We start from the raw sequence: 16,571 nt of genomic DNA, 5'->3' as shown, positions 1-16,571 counted from the left end.
CGTCCCAAGACTTATTCAGCCTATGCCACGCCACTGACAGTCTTCTAGCTGAAATCGGCCACGCTGCGCCGTCCACAGGAAACTCCAAGGTTCCTTACAGTCAAGCACTGCCAACTCTCGTCATGTAAACGCTTCCTGACACCGTAAACAGCCATTCGTCGCCGAATCCGTACCGCTCGCTGACCCATTTGTGACCACGCACACGTAGGACCTCCCAAGGCGATAATGTTGGAGACGGACAACACTCTGCGGATCCTCCGCGGGACGCACTACAACGGCTCACGGCTGGAGTGCGGACTCGGCTGGCGGCGTCCACGCAGCAAAGATCGATGAATGATGAGGTTCACCATGTCCCAGGACACCACCGGATCCACGACCACCGCTGCAGCGTCGACGCCGCAGAACGGTCCGGCACCGCACGTCGAGGCTCTCGAGAATTTGCTCCACGAGAACCGTAAGTTCCCGCCATCAGCTGAGTTTGCCGCGAATGCCGTGGCTACCGCCGATGAGTATAAAGAGGCCGAAGCGGACCGTCCCGCGTTTTGGGCCAAGCAGGCCCGTGAGTTGTTGAGCTGGGACAAAGACTTCACGCAAGCCCTGGATTGGTCGGATCCGCCGTTCGCCAAGTGGTTCGTTGGCGGTGAGGTCAACGCTGCCTACAACGCGCTGGACCGCCATGTGGAGAACGGCCTGGGCGACCGGGTGGCCATCTATTTCGAGGGCGAGCCCGGCGACACCCGCACGTACACCTACGCGCAGCTGACCGAGGAGGTCAAGAAGGCCGCGAACGCATTCGAAGCCCTGGGCGTTGCCAAGGGCGACCGCGTGGCCGTCTATTTGCCGATGATCCCCGAGGCCGTCATCACGCTGCTGGCCTGCGCCAGGATCGGTGCTGTGCACTCAGTGGTGTTCGGCGGCTTCTCCGCCGACGCGCTCCGTTCCCGCATCGAGGACGCCGAGGCCAAGCTCGTGGTCACCGCGGACGGCACCTACCGCCGGGGCAAGCCCAGCGCCCTGAAGCCCGCCGTGGATGAAGCCCTCAGCAAAGAAGGTCACACCGTCCAGAACGTCGTCGTGGTCAAGCGCAACGGCGAGGACGTCAACTGGGTCGAAGGACGCGACCTCTGGTGGTCCGACACCGTAGATAAGGCCTCAACCGAGCACACCGCCGTCGGGCATGATTCCGAGCATCCGCTGTTCATCCTTTACACGTCCGGGACCACGGGCAAACCCAAGGGCATCCTGCACACCACCGGCGGGTACCTCACCCAGACCGCGTACACGCACAAGGTGGTCTTTGACCTTCACCCGGAAACGGACGTGTACTGGTGCACCGCCGACGTCGGATGGGTCACCGGACACTCCTACGTCTCCTACGCCCCACTCATCAACGGCGCCACCCAGCTCATGTATGAAGGCACCCCGGATTCCCCGCACCAGGGCCGCTGGTGGGAACTCGTGGAAAAGTACAAGGTCTCCATCCTCTACACCGCCCCCACCGCGATCCGCACCTTCATGAAATGGGGACGGGAAATCCCGGGCAAATACGATCTGTCCTCCATCCGTGTGCTGGGCTCCGTGGGCGAGCCCATCAACCCCGAAGCGTGGATGTGGTACCGCGAAGTCATCGGCGGCAACGCCGGCAAGAATGGCGAACGCAAGGAACACCCCGCGCCGATCGTGGACACCTGGTGGCAGACCGAAACCGGCGCGCAGATGATCGCACCCCTGCCCGGCGTGACCGCCACCAAACCAGGCTCGGCACAGGTACCGCTGCCCGGCATCGCAGTTGACGTCGTGGATGAGAACGGCCAGTCCGTGGCCAACGGTGAAGGCGGCTACCTCGTGGTCCGCGAACCCTGGCCCTCCATGCTGCGCGGCATCTGGGGAGACCCGGAACGGTTCAAGGACACCTACTGGTCCCGGTTCGAGTCCATGTACTTCGCCGGGGACGGCGCCAAAAAAGACGAAGACGGCGACGTCTGGCTCCTGGGCCGCGTGGACGACGTCATGAACGTCTCAGGCCACCGGCTCTCCACCACCGAAATCGAATCCGCGCTCGTCTCCCACCCCTCCGTTGCCGAAGCAGCCGTCGTCGGCGCCGCCGACGAAACCACCGGACAAGCCGTCGTCGCGTTCGTCATCCTCCGCGGGGACGCTACGAACAACGGCGAACAAACCATCCTGGAACTACGCAACCACGTGGGCAAGGAAATCGGCCCGATCGCCAAGCCCAAGCAGCTGCTCATCGTTCCGGAACTGCCCAAGACGCGCTCCGGCAAAATCGTCCGCCGCCTCCTCAAAGACATTGCAGAAGGCCGCGACACCGGCGACGCCACCACCCTCGCCGACCCCGCCATCATGCAACAAATCGCCGAATCCCTCAGGAAATAGCATTCACGACGGCGCCGCTCCCCTCCCAAGGCGAGCGGCGTCGTCGTGCGTTCAAAAGGACCGTGACGGCGCCGCGACTGTATTTGCCACCCCGCAGCAGCGCCGCGTCCTAGACTGGAGCCAGAATCAGCCTCATGTTTGATGAGGCTCTCCAGAAAGGTCCTGATGCTTCAGGCAGCACGCCACTCCGCCATCATCGATGCCGTCCAGCGCGAGCGCGTTGTGCGGGTATCGGACCTCGCCCAGTTGCTGGGTGTCTCCCCCATGACCGTCCGGCGCGATATCGAAGCCCTGGAAGAAACCGGCCGGGTGGAACGCATCCACGGCGGGGCCAAACTTCCCGGCGATGCCAGCACCCACGAGCCAGGCTTTGAGCTCAAATCCACGCAGCTGACTGCGGAAAAGCATGCCATTGCGGTCGAGGCTGCCTCGCTTGTCCACGAAGGCATGGCGATCGGGCTCAGCGCAGGAACCACCACGTGGGCGCTGGCGCAGGAGCTCGTCCATGGTCCCCGAATCACCGTGGTTACCAACTCTGTGCGGATTGCCGACCTCTTCCATCACGGGTCTTCGTCAGGGCCGGCCCGGTTCGGCTCCACCGTGATCCTGATTGGCGGCGAACGCACGCCGTCGGACGCGTTGGTGGGCCCGATTGCGACGTCCTCGCTCAAGCAGCTTCATCTGGACGTCCTGTTCCTGGGTGTCCACGGCATGGACGCACAGGCAGGTTTCACCACCCCCAACCTGCTCGAGGCCGAAACGGACCGGGCGTTCATGGCATCGGCCCGCAGCACTGTGGTCCTGGCCGACTACAGCAAGTGGGGCGTCGTGGGCATAGCCTCCATTGCCCAGTTGGAGGAAGCCGACGAGCTCATCACCGATTCGAACCTGGGTGAGGATGCCCGCCGCGTACTTGCCGAGAATGTGGCAAAGCTGAGAATCGCGGACGTCCAGGCCAAGTAGGCTCTCATACTGCGGGTGGAGGCCTGCCCGGGGAGTTCAACCGCGGGACTGAGGACTTGGCATGGGCCCGGGAGCCAAGCTGGATCCATGAACACCATCCTCCATGCCCGGCAACTCACCAAGCACTATCCCGGCAGCGTCGCGCTCGATCACGTGGACTTCGCCGCAGTTGCGGGGGAATCCATTGCCATCATTGGGCCGTCGGGTTCCGGTAAGACCACCCTTCTGCACTGCCTCGCCGGGATTTTGAGGCCCGACGCCGGTACGGTCACCTTGAGCTCGGCAGCCGGTCCGATCCGGTTGGATTCCCTCGGAGATGGGGCGCTTTCCGGTCTCCGCCGGGAGGAATTCGGTTTCGTCTTCCAGCAGGGCATGCTGCTGCCGGAACTGACTGCCCTTGAGAACGTGGCATTGGCGCTGATGCTGAACGGCACCGATCGGACTACGTCCGAGGCCCGTGCCGCCGAGTGGTTGGCGGCCCTTGGCCTGGCAGGCATGGAACAGCGCAGGCTCGGTGAATTGTCCGGCGGGCAGGTCCAGCGGGTGGCCATCGCCCGGGCACAGGTCACCGGGGCACGCATCGTCTTTGCCGACGAGCCCACAGGTGCTCTGGACTCGGCTACGTCCAACGAAGTCCTGGACGTTCTGCTTCACTCCGTCGCAGCCAATGGTCGAACACTTCTGGTGGTCACGCACGATCCCAACGTGGCAGCACGCTGCCAACGCGTCGTGGAGCTGCGTGACGGCCGAATCGTGGCGGACACTGGCTGCGCTGTTCCCTCTCCCAGCCAGCCTTCCTCTCCCAGCCAGCCAGCTCCCGCCACCACCAACTTCAAGGGTGCGTTCAATGTCTAGCCTTGCCCTGGCCCTTCGCCTCACCCCCTATCTCTCCCGAAGCAGCAGCCTTCGCCAAACCGGGCTGCACCAAACCACACTGCGCGACGCCGGGTTGCCTATTTTCGCGTTCGGGACCGTCACGGCACTCCTGTTGACGGTGGCTGGCGGTTCCCAAGTCTTTTGGTCCTGGTCTGATGACATCGCGGGCACCTACCAGGCGTTGGCCGTCGTCGCCATGGTTTTGCTCGTTATACCGCTGCTGACGCTCGGTGCCTCGGCAGCGCGACTGGCCGCCCGCCGTCGTGATGACCGCTTGGCGTCCCTTCGCCTCCTGGGTGCCAGTAGTGCCACGGTCGTGTGGATGACGGTCATGGAGTCAACAGTCCTGGCGGCAATCGGGGCGGTGGCCGGTGCCGGCCTGTATGCCTGCTCGGCGCCTTTTCTGGGATTGATCCAGTTCCGGGGACAGGCGATAGGCAGCCATGCCTGGTTGTCCGTGCCGTCAATTCTCGGATGCATCTTCGCGGTCTGCCTCCTTGCCGCAGCGAGCGCTGCGCTTGGCCTGCGCAAGGTGGTACTGACGCCGCTGGGCGTGCGGACCAGGCAAACGGCCGACGGCGCCCACTGGGTTCGCGGTGTCATCGCGGCTGTGGTGGTGGTCTTCGGAGTGGCGGCCATGGGCATGCTCAGCAGCTTCGGCGCGTTTATGGTGATTATCGCCGTGATGGGCGGCTGCTTCGGACTGGCGCTGCTTGCACTGAACCTGATGGGTCCGTGGGTCCTGCGGATTCAGGCGTCATCGCAGCTCAAGAGGGCAACGCGGCCCGAGCAACTGCTCGCCGCACGGACAGTCCTGGAAAGTCCCAAGGAATCGTGGCGACAAGTTGGGGGCGTCGCGATGACCAGCTTTGTGGGAGTGTTCGTGGGCGTCGGCATGGCGGTGGCGGACACGATGGGCGGCGGCGCGTCGGATGAAACCACGCTGCTGGTGCGCGATATCGACACCGGCGTGATGATCACCCTGCTGGGCTCGTTCCTGATGGTCGCTTGTTCCGCCGGCGTCAACCAGGCCGCTGCCGTGCTCGACCGTGCTTCGACCCTCGTGGCACTGGACCGGGTAGGGATGCCGCGGCAACTTATGGTGGCTGCGCGGGTCAAGGCAGTGATGTCGCCGTTGCTCCTGGTGGCGGGCATCTCTGCGGCCGCAGCAGCAGCGTTGGTTCTACCACTGGCGGGTCCTGCCTTGTTGACCCGTCCTGTGGTGTTCCTGACCGTCGGTGGAGTTTTTGCGATCGGTTTCCTGTTGGTCCGGCTCGCCCTGGCCGCGGGCACTGCGCAGATCAGCCAGGTACTCGCCCGGCCGGAACGCTACGCCAGCATGGACTCGTAGCCCCCGGATGTTCTCTCACATCGGGGCCCTTTTTGACGGATGTTCTCCCACATCGATGGGGGATGTGAGAGAACATCGGCACCAAAGCGGCAGGATGTGAGAGAACATCGGCACCAAAGCGGCAGGACGTGAGAGAACGTTGGAAGGTCACTTGCAGCCGCAGGACTGGCGCACGATCAACTCCGTGGGCAGGATCCTGTGCTGCAGTGCCTCGCCCCGGCCCTCCCCCACGAGTGCGCGAACAGCTGCTTCAGCCATTTCCTCCACAGGTTGCGCCACGGTGGTCAATGCCGGCCAACTGTATTCGGAATCAAGGGAACCGTCGAAGGACACCACGGCCATGTCGTCGGGAACGTTCAGCCCCGCCTCGTGGAGGGCGCGGAGGATTCCGATGGCCTGCATGTCGTTGCTGGCAAAGATCGCAGTTGGCCGGTTGGCCATGGCGAGGAAACGCTTGCCTACCTCGTAACCGCCCGGCCGGCTGAATTCGCCATGGAGCATGGGGCCATCCGGCAGTCCTGCGTCACGCAAAGTTCTAAGCCAACCCACTTCACGCCCGTCGAGTTGGTTCCCGGTGTTTGTCCCGATGGCCAGTCCGATGTTTGTGTGGCCATGGCCTATGAGGTGCTCGACGGCGGCCCGGGCGCCTGCTTCGAGGTCCACACCCACACTGGTGAACCCTGGCGGCGAGCCTGCATTGTTCAGCAACACGGACGGGATTTCCGAGGCTTCAAGGTCGGTCAGATCGGGATCGAACACGCAGCTCGCCAGGAAGACTCCGTCCACTTGCCGTGCGGCAAGGTTACGGATGTTTTGCCGCTCTTTGGCCAGGCTCCCACCCGAGTTGGTGAGGACCATGCCGTAGCCAAGTTCTGCCGCAGCGTCTTCAACAGCGTGGGCCAGCTGCGAGAAAAAGGGGTTGGTATTGTCCGGAACAATCACGCCGACAGTTTCGCTTGAGCCGAGCTTCAGAGCCCGCGCGGCAGCGTTGGGACGGTAGCCGAGGATACGGATGGCGTCGCGCACTTTGGCTTCCGTCGCCGGGGCCACGTTCTTGGGTCCGCCGTTCACAACGTAGCTCACGACGGCGGTACTCACCCCGGCGTACCGGGCCACGTCCTTGCGTGTAACCGGTCCGCGCGGGGTTTGTACTGCCGAAGTTGTCATGACGTAAATGCTAGCTACAAGGAGGGAGCGTCGCCGAAGTCCCGGATGGGAAGTCGTTCGCCACCGCGGAGGGCAGATTCGTGGGCTACGATTCCAGGCAAGGTGAAACGGGCCGCAAGCCAGGCGTTAACGGGTGGCAGCGTTCGATTGTTGACCGCTGTGACAAAGTCATCCACAAGGAATTGGTGGCTGCCTTCGTGTCCGTTGGGCGCTCCGAGGAATTCCTCGGGAAGCCGTGATTGATCGTGAACCGGCGCCAGCCCGGAGATGAAGGCATCGCGCAGCTCCGGCGCCACGTCAGCCAAAGAGGGGTCCTCAGCTGACATCGTCGGCTTTGTCTCAACTTGTTCTGAGACGTCCTCCACCTTCGTTTTGTCCTGCCACACCGTGGTGGTTGCCAGCTGCTCGAAACTGGCTTCGGTGCCAAAGAAGCGGAAGCGGGACTCGCGCAGGTGTGAGGGGTAGCCGACCCTGCGCATCTCATTGGTGCGCATCACACCGCCGTCGTTCATTTCGAACAAGGCCGTAGCATTCGAGAAATCGTTGGCGAACATACTGACGTCTTTATCAAAGACGCCATCTCCGCGATCGTCCTTGACCCCAATGCAACTGACGCTGACAGCGTGGGCCGGCACTGCGCCGAGGACGCCGCCGATGGCGTGGGTCGGGTACAGCATGGGCGGATAGCTCGCCGTTTCCTTCCACCGTTCGCCACCGCTGTACTGGTAGGCCTCGTAGAAGCCCAGGTCCATGTCGTGGACGTAGTCGCCTTCGGTGTAGAAGATCCGGCCGAACTTCCCGGCCGCATGCTGTTTCCTGGCGAAGACTGTTGCGGGGTTGTAGTAGCTGGTCTCCCCCATGGCGTAAACAAGCTTGGTTTCGCGCACGGCCTGGATGATCCGTTCGATTTCCGCTTCGGAGATCGCCATCGGGACGGCTGAATACACGTGCTTGCCCGCGCGAAGCGCCCGCTCGACGAGGGGTCCGTGAGTCCACCGTTGCGTGAAGATGGCGACAGCATCGACGTCGGACTCCAGGAGTTCCTCAAAACTTCCCACCACGCCATCAAGGCCCCAACGTTCCTGAGCCGCTGCGGCCCGCTCAGGTAACTCATCCACCACGTAGACGGCACTGACACCGGGGTGGAGCTTGAAGAGGTGCGCGAACTGGCTGCCGAACTGCCCGACACCCAGAACACCGATCGAAAACGTCATCGTTTGCCTTCCCTGAAGCTGACTCGGCAGCAGTTGTAGTGGCCCCTCAGTGGGCTCGCTTGAGTCTTTCACTACGATCTACACGAGTCAACAAATTGGACATAAACGAACAAATATTCCCAAAAAGCTTGCATCATTCTGATCTACTCGTGTAGATTCCAGTCCAGTTGTTACCCATATCACAGTCAGGAAAGGGTCGACGATGACCACGCTAACCAAGCAACCGGGCAACGCCTCACGGCGGTCAGCCAGGAACCTCCTAGGCCGGCAACCCCGCAAACTGCAACCCGCCAAACGCAGCATGACAAGCCGCCTCGGTGACCTGAGGATCGCACTCTTCTTCATCTTCCCCGCCGTTATCGGCTTCGTGGCGTTCTTTCTGATCCCCACAATCCGCGGCATCTACCTCAGCTTCACTGAGTACAGCATCCTCGGCGAACCCACCTGGATTGGGCTGGGGAACTACACGGCAATATTTGGCGATGAACTGTTCTGGAACGCCATGGGAGTGACAATCCAGTACGTTGTCCTGAATATCGGCTTCCAGACGGTGATCGCGCTGGGACTTGCACTTCTGATGCACCGGGTAGCCAAATCAACGTTCATCCGAGGCGCACTTCTGCTGCCCTTCCTGGTGGCCAATGTCATCGTCGCCCTGTTGTGGTTCTGGATGCTGGACTACCAGCTGGGCATCGTCAACCAGGTCATGAGCTGGGTCGGCCTCCCCCGCGTCGCCTTCTTCGGCAGTGAGCAATGGGCGATTCCCACGATCGCTTTCGTGAACGTATGGCGCCACATGGGCTACACGGCCCTCCTGATCTTCGCCGGCCTCCAGTCCATCCCGAACCACCTGTATGAGGTAGCAAACCTCGACGGCGCGTCCCCGGCCCGGACGTTCTGGAGCGTCACCATGCCGCTGCTCCGCCCAGTGTTGGTACTCGTGCTTGTGGTCACCGTGATCGGTTCCTTCCAGGTCTTTGACACTGTTGCCGTCACAACCAACGGTGGACCCGTCAACGCCTCGCGCGTGATCCAGATGTACATCTACCAAAAAGCATTCGGCGAATCCGATTTCGGCTACGCCTCCGCATTGTCCGTGATCCTGTTCGTCATTCTCGCCCTGGTGGCCTTCGTGCAAATGAAGTTCCTCAAGGGCAACGAATCGGACCTGGACTAAGCCGGATTTGGAATAAGGAGAGCCGCCATGACTACTTCAACCCTGCCTGACAAAGACCTGCCTCTTAAGAATGCCTCCAGCCAGAACTCACCACGCACCGCCTCGTCCCCAAAGAAGCCCATTAATTGGCGCCGGGTTGGCGCCTGGGTGCTGGTCGGCGTCGCCGTCGCCGTGACTATTGCCCCGTTCCTCTGGATGCTGCGGACGGCGCTGTCCAGCAACAGCGCGTTGGCTTCCAACGCCGGAAACCTCTTGCCGGCGGACTTCAGCTGGGGCGCCTTCAAGCGCGTCCTCGGGCTGCAGACCACAGAGGAAGCCATCGCCGAAGGCGGCTCCGGTGCCGCCATCAACTTCTGGCTCTACCTGCGAAACTCCATCATCTTCGCCACGGTCACAACAGCCGGCCAGGTGTTCTTCAGCGCCATGGCCGCTTACGCCTTCGCCCGATTGCGCTGGCCTGGCCGGAACAAAGTGTTCGCCGTATTCCTGACCACCATGATGGTCCCGCCGATCTTCACGGCGCTGCCCAACTTCCTCATGATCAAGAACCTCGGCCTGCTCAACACCATGGCCGGGATGTCCCTGCCGTTCCTGTTCATGACCCCGTTCGCCATCTTCTTCCTGCGCCAGTTCTTCCTCAGCATGTCCCGCGAGGTTGAGGAAGCGGCAATGCTCGACGGCGCCAAGCACCTGCGCATCTTCTTCCAGATTGTGCTTCCCAACGCCGCCGCCCCCATCGCCACCCTGGCGCTGCTGACCTTCATCGGGCAGTGGAACGAATACTTCTGGCCGCTGCTGGTGGGTCAGGACGAGAGCGTCCGGGTACTCACCGTGGGCCTCAGCGTCTTCAAATCCCAGTCCCCGCAAGGCGCCCTCGACTGGTCCGGGCTCATGGCCGGAACTCTCGTCGCAGCACTGCCCATCTTCCTTCTCTTCATCGCCTTCGGCAAGAAGGTCGTCAACTCCATCGGATTCTCCGGAATCAAGTAAACCCGCACTCCCCAACGAAAGGTTCGTCATGAAGAAAACCCTAGGCGTCGCCGCTGCTGCCGCCGCCATCGCCCTAACAATGTCCGCCTGTGGCGGCTCCGCCCCTGCTTCCTCCGAGGCCAAGGGAGAAATCAACTACTGGCTCTGGGACGCCAACCAGCTCCCCGCCTACCAACAGTGCGCGGACGATTTCACCAAGGCCAACCCGGATATCAAGGTCAAGATCACCCAGCGCGGCTGGGACGACTACTGGACCACGCTGACCAACGGCTTCGTTGCAGGAACAGCGCCGGACGTTTTCACGGATCACCTGTCCAAGTACCCGGAGTACGCCGCAAAGAAGCAGCTTCTGCCGCTCGATGACGCTGTGGCAAAAGACGGAATCAAGCTTGATGCCTACACCAAGGGCCTCCCGGAGCTTTGGGTGGGCCAGGACGGCAAACGCTACGGCCTGCCGAAGGACTGGGACACCGTAGGCCTGTTCTACAACAAAGCAATGACTGACGCCGCCGGGATCAGCGCGGAGCAGATGGCCAACCTTGACTGGAACCCCAAGGACGGCGGCAGCTACGAAAAGACGATCGCGCACCTGACCGTAGACAAGAACGGAAAGCGCGGAGATGAAGCCGGTTTCGACAAGAACAACGTAGCCACGTACGGATTGGGCTTGACCGGCAGTGGCTCCGGCCAAGGCCAGACGGAGTGGAGCTTCCTCACGGCGACCACCGGCTGGACTTCCACGGACAAGAACCCTTGGGGCAGCAAATTCAACTACGACGACCCCCGTTTCCAGGAAACCATCGCGTGGTGGGCGGGCCTGGTGGACAAGGGTTACATGCCCAAGCTTGAGACCACTGTTGGAGCCAGCATGCCGGACAGCTTTGGTGCAGGAAAGGCCGCGATCAACACCAACGGTGACTGGTTGATCGGCCAGTACAAGACGTACAAGGGTATCGAGACCGCCTTTGCGCCGACGCCCAAGGGCCCCAGCGGTCAGCGTGCCAGCATGTTCAACGGCTTGGCTGACTCGATCTGGGCGGGCACCAAGAACCCTGCCGCCAGCGTGAAGTGGGTGGAGTACCTCGGCTCTACTGCTTGCCAGGACGTCGTGGCCAGCAAGGCCGTGGTCTTCCCGGCCATCAACAGCTCGTCTGATATAGCCGCCAAGGCCTTCGCAGACAAGGGCACCGACGTTTCCGCCTTCACCACACACGTGAAGGAAGGCACTACGTTCCTGTTCCCGATCGCGGACAAAGCCGCAAAGGTGGACGGCATCATGAAGCCGGCCATGGATGCTGTGCTCTCCGGCAAGAAGCCTGCGTCGTCATTGACCGAAGCCAACAACCAGGTCAACGCCCTCTTCAAGTAAAACCTCCCGATGTGAGGCCTGCTCTGCGCGTCATTTCCTTCGCGAAGCGCGCAGAGCAGGCCTCACAAGTCCACACACCATCTTTGAAAGCGACTCATACCCATGCACCCGCTCCATCTCCGTTCCGCCGGTACCAGCCTGGTGATCAGCACTCACCGAGGAGAGGCCGAAATATCCCACTGGGGAGCAGACCTGGGCGACGCCCTTCCGGACCTTTCCATCCTAAATGAGCCCATCCCTCCGTCCTCGATCGATGCCAACGTACCGGCCGGGCTCCTCCCTCAGGCCTCCTCCTCGTGGCAAGGCCGGACGGGGCTGCGTGGACACCGGTTCACGGATGGCATTCCCGGACATGACTTCTCCGTACGCCTTCGGGTGGTGAGCGCGACTGCGGACGGCTCGTCAGCGGTAATCATTCAGTCAGATCCCGACGCCGGTATCACGGTCACGAGCAACCTCACCTTGCACCCGGGTGGGCTTTTGGAACTGCGGCACGCAGTCACCAACGACGGCGCGTCGCCCTTCCAGGTGGACGAGTTGGCGACGATGCTCCCAGTGGCGCCGGACGCCGTCGAGCTTTTGGACCTTACTGGCCGTTGGTGCCGCGAACGGCACCCACAACGCAGGACCATCCAGCAAGGAACCTGGGTCCGCACTGGCCGCCATGGCCGTACGGGACACGATTCCTCGTTGCTGCTTGCAGCCGGAACCGCAGGCTTCGGCAACCGGCACGGCAAAGTCTGGGCCACGCATTTGGCGTGGAGCGGAAACCACGAGCAATTTGCTGACAACGTAGCCGATGGCCGCACAATGATCGGCGGTTCCGAACTGCTGGGCCCCTCCGAGGTAGTGCTGCAATCCGGCGAAAGCTACACCACACCGGCGTTGTATGCCGCCTACTCCGACCAAGGTTTGGACGGCATCAGTGAAGCCTTTTACAGCTGGTTCCGCTCCCGCCCGCACCACGTGGATGTCGCTGGGAAACCACGGCCAGTTGTCCTCAACACCTGGGAAGCGGTGTACTTCGAGCATAACCTCGAGACCTTGATCGAGCTGGCCGAGTCCGCCGCGGACCTGGGCGTTGAGCGGTTTGTGCTCGACGACGGCTGGTTCCGCGGACGCCGCGACGACCACGCAGGGCTCGGTGACTGGTACGTCGATGAAACCATCTGGCCTTCAGGCCTGACACCCCTGATTGATGCAGTAACTTCACGCGGGATGGAGTTTGGCCTCTGGGTAGAACCGGAGATGGTGAACCTTGATTCGGACATCGCCCGCGCCCACCCCGAGTGGATCGTCGGACCATCTGCCCTGTCCTTCAAGGACGGTGGCCGGCTGCCGCTCGAATGGCGACACCAGCACATCATCGACCTCGTGAACCCCGACGCGTGGCAGTACATTTTTGACCGTATTGACGCCCTGCTGCGGGAGAACAACATCAGCTACCTCAAGTGGGACCAAAACCGGGACCTCGTGGAGCACGGGCATGCGGGCCGTTCATCCGTGCATGAACAAACCCTTGCCGCTTACCGGCTCTTCGATGCCCTCCGTGCAGCGCACCCGGGAGTCGAGATCGAGAGTTGCTCCTCCGGCGGCGCCCGAGTGGACCTCGGGATCCTCGACCGCACAGACCGGATCTGGGCCTCTGACTGCAATGACGCCCTGGAGCGGCAAACCATTCAGCGCTGGACCGGCATGGTGGTCCCCCCGGAGCTCGTGGGCGGGCACATCGGGCCCACTACGTCCCACACCACGGCGCGGACGCATGACTTGTCGTTCCGAGCCATCACGGCACTCTTTGGACATTTCGGCATGGAATGGGACATCCGCGAAGTCCAGGGAGCTGAGCGCGAGGAACTGAAGCGCTTCATCACCCTGTACAAGGAACACCGTGGGTTGATCCACACCGGGCGGATAGTGCGCGCAGATCTGGCGGACGAGTCGCTGATGCTGCACGGTGTTGTTGCTGACAGTTCCATGCACGACGGCGGTACTGCAGTGGGTGGGACGGCGGCCCTGTTCGCTATGGTCAAGACGCGGACTGGTTTCGCCGAACAGCCCGGCCGCGTAGCCATTCCGGCGCTGGAAGCCTCCCGTTCCTATCGTGTGGAAGCGATCTTCCCCACACCAGCGGATGCCGACTACGCGCACACGTTCATCGAGGCCCTGCCGGTCGCATGGCTGGCCGATGGTGCTGTGGCAACGGGACGCTTCCTTGGCGAGGTGGGCCTTCCCATGCCCGTGTTGAACCCCGAGCACGCGCTTTTGCTGCGGTTCACTGCCCTGTAGCCCTCTCTCACATCCACAGGGCTTCCCGGGGATCCCTCTCTCACATCCTGAGGGCTCCCCGGGAACCTTCTCTCACATCCGCCGGACTACACCGTTTCAGCCAGGTAATCGATGGCCAGCTTGTACCCAAGCACGCCCGCGCCGACGATGATCGCGTTGCACACACCGGACAAGTAGGAGTGGTGCCGGAACTCCTCCCGCTGGTGAACGTTGGTGATATGTACTTCAACCGAGGGCAGCTGAACTGCGGCCAGGGCGTCACGAAGTGCCACTGACGTGTGGGTGAAGGCCCCGGCATTGATGACAATTCCCGCCGCGGTTCCGCGCGCCGCATGGATAGCGTCGAGGAGGTCCCCTTCGTGGTTGGACTGAACGCAGTCCACCGTGAAGCCATGGGCGGCCGCCGCCGACATAGCCAACTGCTCGACGTCGGCGAGGGTGGAAGTGCCGTACTTCTCGGGCTCCCTGGTGCCCAAAAGGTTAAGGTTCGGTCCGTTGATCACAAGAATGGTGCCGCGACCAGCTTCGGTGGCGGGGGTGGCTTCAGTCATGGCTCCCAATCTATTAGGCGATGGAGAATGTCCGGGAATTGCCGTCAAAGTTACTTGCGTGTGCACTGCCCGGGCGAAACCGGAGCGCTAAGGCCTGGAGCTTGCGCGGCCACCGGCTGGATGTCCTCCATGGTGAGTGCAAACCCAAGTGCCGCATCAGTGGTGGTCTTGGCAAAGATCAAGCCTGCTACCTGCCCCTGCATGGTGAGCAGCGGTCCTCCGGAGTTACCGGGTTGGACGTCACCCGCAAGCTTGTAGACCAACTCGGGAGAAGGATTGCTGCCATAAATGTCAGGCACCAGGATGGTGGAAATACCCTGGACAGTTGCTGGTTTGGACTGGAAAGGACCGCCGTGCGGGTAGCCCGCAAAAGCTGCGGGACTGCCAGCTGCCAGGTCTGGACTCAGCTGAAGTGGATCCGATGAAAGTCCGTCCACGGCCAAAACCGCGATGTCCCGCTGGGAGTCGAAATAGACCACCCGACCCGGCAACGCGCCGCCGTCGGGAATCTCCACCACCGGCTGCGACACGCCTGCCACAACGTGCGCATTGGTCACGACGCGCCCGGGCGACACCACAAATCCGGAACCAGTTTGGTTCTGGCCGCATTCAAAGGCTGTGCCCGCGATCTTCAGGACGGACTCGGCAGCCTTGTTCAGGGCTGGAGTGTCCGTGGATTCGTTGGGAACCGGAACCGGCGTCGCCGGGCCGAAGCCCTCAATCAGTTTGGGAATACCGTCGCCAATGACCGTAGACCGCAGTTGGGCCATAGTGGTTTTGACCGGCGTCGGCGTCAAGGAATCGATGTACCGAATGACCCGGGATTCAGCCAGCTGCTGCGAGACAAACGGCACGCCCAGCGAACTGATACTGAACGCCAACATGGACATCACCAGCGCCGCGACCACCACGCTGACCACGCCGCCAATCAAGCGGTCAGCTGCGTGCAACGGCTTAATCCGCACAGCATGGCGGACTTTTCGTCCGATCATGGTCCCCAGCCCGTGGCCAAGTGCAATAAGCACGACGGCGGCACCCACCGTTGCGGTCAGCCTCCAACCGCTATCGCTCACCCAGCCGCTCACAAGTGGAACAGCCATAAATGCAGCAATCGCGCCAACCACAAAACCGGCAATTCCGCCGAGTGTCACCAGGAAGCCATTGCGCAGGCCATAGATCAGGTAGGACAGGAGCATCAAGATCAATGCCAAATCCAAAATCGTCAAGCCAAACACCAATGCTCCTCGTGACCGGGTAGCGCCAATTGTAGTTGGGCACCCTGACAGGGAACCGTTAGTCCCATCACGATACGGGTCCGCTCCGAGCGTCCAATGGCACGGCAAACAAGGGCCGATAGGGGCAAAAACCGCGCCGTTTCAGCGTTTCGCCTGCCAAGTACGTCACAGAAGCTTAAAAATTCTGAAACAATGGCTGGAGCGCCACGACCGAAACTTATATTCAGGAGATTTCATGGACATCGAGGTATTGCGCCGCGCACCCCTCTTCGCCACCCTTGACGACGACGCATTCCGCTTGCTGACGGACGAACTCACCGAGGTGGACCTCTCACGCGGGGCATCGGTATTCCGCGAAGGCGACCAGGGTGACCAGCTGTACTTCATCGTTTCCGGCAAGGTAAAGCTCGGCCGCACCTCCCCCGATGGCCGCGAGTCCCTGTTGGCCATCCTCGGCCCGGGAGAACTATTCGGCGAAATGGCGTTGTTCGATCCCAGCCCCCGCACCGCGACGGCCACCGCCGTCTCCGAAACGCGCCTGGCAGGACTGAAGAACGAAAGCCTCAACGCGCTGCTCCGCACACGTCCCGAGGTTTCCGCGCAGCTGTTGCAGGCCCTCGCCCGCCGGCTCCGTCGCACCAACGATTCACTGTCCGACCTCGTTTTCTCGGACGTCCCGGGCCGCGTCGCCAAGGCACTCCTGGATCTGGCTGACCGCTTCGGCCGTCCGGCCACCGACGGCGTCCTGGTTGCCCATGAACTGACGCAGGAAGAACTGGCCCAGCTGGTGGGCGCTTCCCGCGAAACCGTCAACAAGGCACTGGCCGAGTTCGTCCAGCGCGGTTGGCTGCGTCTGGAAGCGCGCGCCGTCGTCATTCTGGACATGCAGCGGCTCCGCCAGCGTTCGCGCTGATTTATCCTTGCAAAAAGCCGCCCTGGTGATGAACCGGGGCGGCTTTTTTTCGTCGGGAAGTGAGAGAGGATCCGTCAAAACC

Annotated in this window: 13 protein-coding genes; 9 read left to right on the top strand and 4 right to left on the bottom strand. The window is 62.2% G+C overall.

The features are described 5' to 3' along the window. The first annotated feature begins 348 nt into the window (after positions 1-348). From acs to ABIE18_RS16490, 4 genes are all read left to right on the top strand, one after another. Positions 349-2,394 (top strand): acetate--CoA ligase, encoded by a 2,046-nt coding sequence (gene acs / locus ABIE18_RS16505; RefSeq protein ID WP_499723904.1) that lies wholly within the window; start codon positions 349-351, stop codon positions 2,392-2,394. 165 nt (positions 2,395-2,559) lie between these two features. Further along, positions 2,560-3,357 carry a DeoR/GlpR family DNA-binding transcription regulator gene (locus ABIE18_RS16500; protein WP_216927051.1) on the top strand — a complete coding sequence of 266 codons (798 nt, stop codon included), beginning with the start codon at positions 2,560-2,562 and terminating at the stop codon, positions 3,355-3,357. A gap of 87 nt (positions 3,358-3,444) precedes the next feature. Next, positions 3,445-4,212 (top strand): ABC transporter ATP-binding protein, encoded by a 768-nt coding sequence (locus ABIE18_RS16495; protein WP_499723727.1) that lies wholly within the window; start codon positions 3,445-3,447, stop codon positions 4,210-4,212. Further along, entirely contained in the window at positions 4,205-5,584 is a 1,380-nt protein-coding gene (locus tag ABIE18_RS16490) for an FtsX-like permease family protein (protein ID WP_499723726.1), read from the top strand. Before ABIE18_RS16495 ends, ABIE18_RS16490 begins: the two co-directional genes overlap by 8 nt. A 147-nt stretch (positions 5,585-5,731) precedes the next feature. Here the strand turns inward: ABIE18_RS16490 and ABIE18_RS16485 are convergent, their stop codons facing one another. Then, a complete protein-coding gene (locus ABIE18_RS16485; protein WP_477516396.1) occupies positions 5,732-6,751 on the bottom strand; it encodes a LacI family DNA-binding transcriptional regulator in 1,020 nt (339 codons plus the stop codon). A 14-nt stretch (positions 6,752-6,765) separates the two neighbouring features. Continuing rightward, positions 6,766-7,965, bottom strand: a complete 1,200-nt coding sequence (locus tag ABIE18_RS16480; RefSeq protein ID WP_499723725.1) for a Gfo/Idh/MocA family protein — start codon at positions 7,963-7,965, stop codon at positions 6,766-6,768. Between the two features lie 202 nt (positions 7,966-8,167). On the opposite strand from ABIE18_RS16480, the gene ABIE18_RS16475 reads away from it, so the two are divergent. The 4 genes from ABIE18_RS16475 to ABIE18_RS16460 all read left to right on the top strand — a co-directional run bounded on the left by ABIE18_RS16475 (position 8,168) and on the right by ABIE18_RS16460 (position 13,790). Beyond that, complete coding sequence (locus ABIE18_RS16475) at positions 8,168-9,142, top strand: carbohydrate ABC transporter permease (RefSeq protein WP_499723724.1); 975 nt, start codon at positions 8,168-8,170, stop codon at positions 9,140-9,142. Between the two features lie 27 nt (positions 9,143-9,169). Then, entirely contained in the window at positions 9,170-10,132 is a 963-nt protein-coding gene (locus ABIE18_RS16470; protein ID WP_499723723.1) for a carbohydrate ABC transporter permease, read from the top strand. 28 nt (positions 10,133-10,160) lie between these two features. After that, a complete protein-coding gene (locus ABIE18_RS16465) occupies positions 10,161-11,501 on the top strand; it encodes an ABC transporter substrate-binding protein (protein WP_499723722.1) in 1,341 nt (446 codons plus the stop codon). A 102-nt stretch (positions 11,502-11,603) separates the two neighbouring features. Next, positions 11,604-13,790 (top strand): alpha-galactosidase, encoded by a 2,187-nt coding sequence (locus tag ABIE18_RS16460; RefSeq protein ID WP_499723721.1) that lies wholly within the window; start codon positions 11,604-11,606, stop codon positions 13,788-13,790. A gap of 86 nt (positions 13,791-13,876) precedes the next feature. Here ABIE18_RS16460 and aroQ read toward each other — a convergent pair whose 3' ends face one another. Continuing rightward, on the bottom strand, positions 13,877-14,341 hold the full coding sequence (gene aroQ / locus ABIE18_RS16455) for a type II 3-dehydroquinate dehydratase (protein WP_477516391.1): 465 nt from the start codon (positions 14,339-14,341) through the stop codon (positions 13,877-13,879). A 50-nt stretch (positions 14,342-14,391) separates the two neighbouring features. Next, positions 14,392-15,576, bottom strand: a complete 1,185-nt coding sequence (locus ABIE18_RS16450; protein WP_477516390.1) for a MarP family serine protease — start codon at positions 15,574-15,576, stop codon at positions 14,392-14,394. A 235-nt stretch (positions 15,577-15,811) separates the two neighbouring features. On the opposite strand from ABIE18_RS16450, the gene ABIE18_RS16445 reads away from it, so the two are divergent. After that, positions 15,812-16,489, top strand: coding sequence for a Crp/Fnr family transcriptional regulator (locus tag ABIE18_RS16445; protein ID WP_011775987.1), 678 nt, complete (start codon positions 15,812-15,814; stop codon positions 16,487-16,489). Positions 16,490-16,571 lie beyond the last annotated feature (82 nt).

It is taken from the genome of Arthrobacter sp. 2762 (genome assembly GCF_040548745.1).
Classification (GTDB): domain Bacteria; phylum Actinomycetota; class Actinomycetes; order Actinomycetales; family Micrococcaceae; genus Arthrobacter.
The sequence above is the reverse complement of the archived record's forward strand: the minus strand, read 5'-3'. Positions and strand labels throughout refer to the sequence as shown.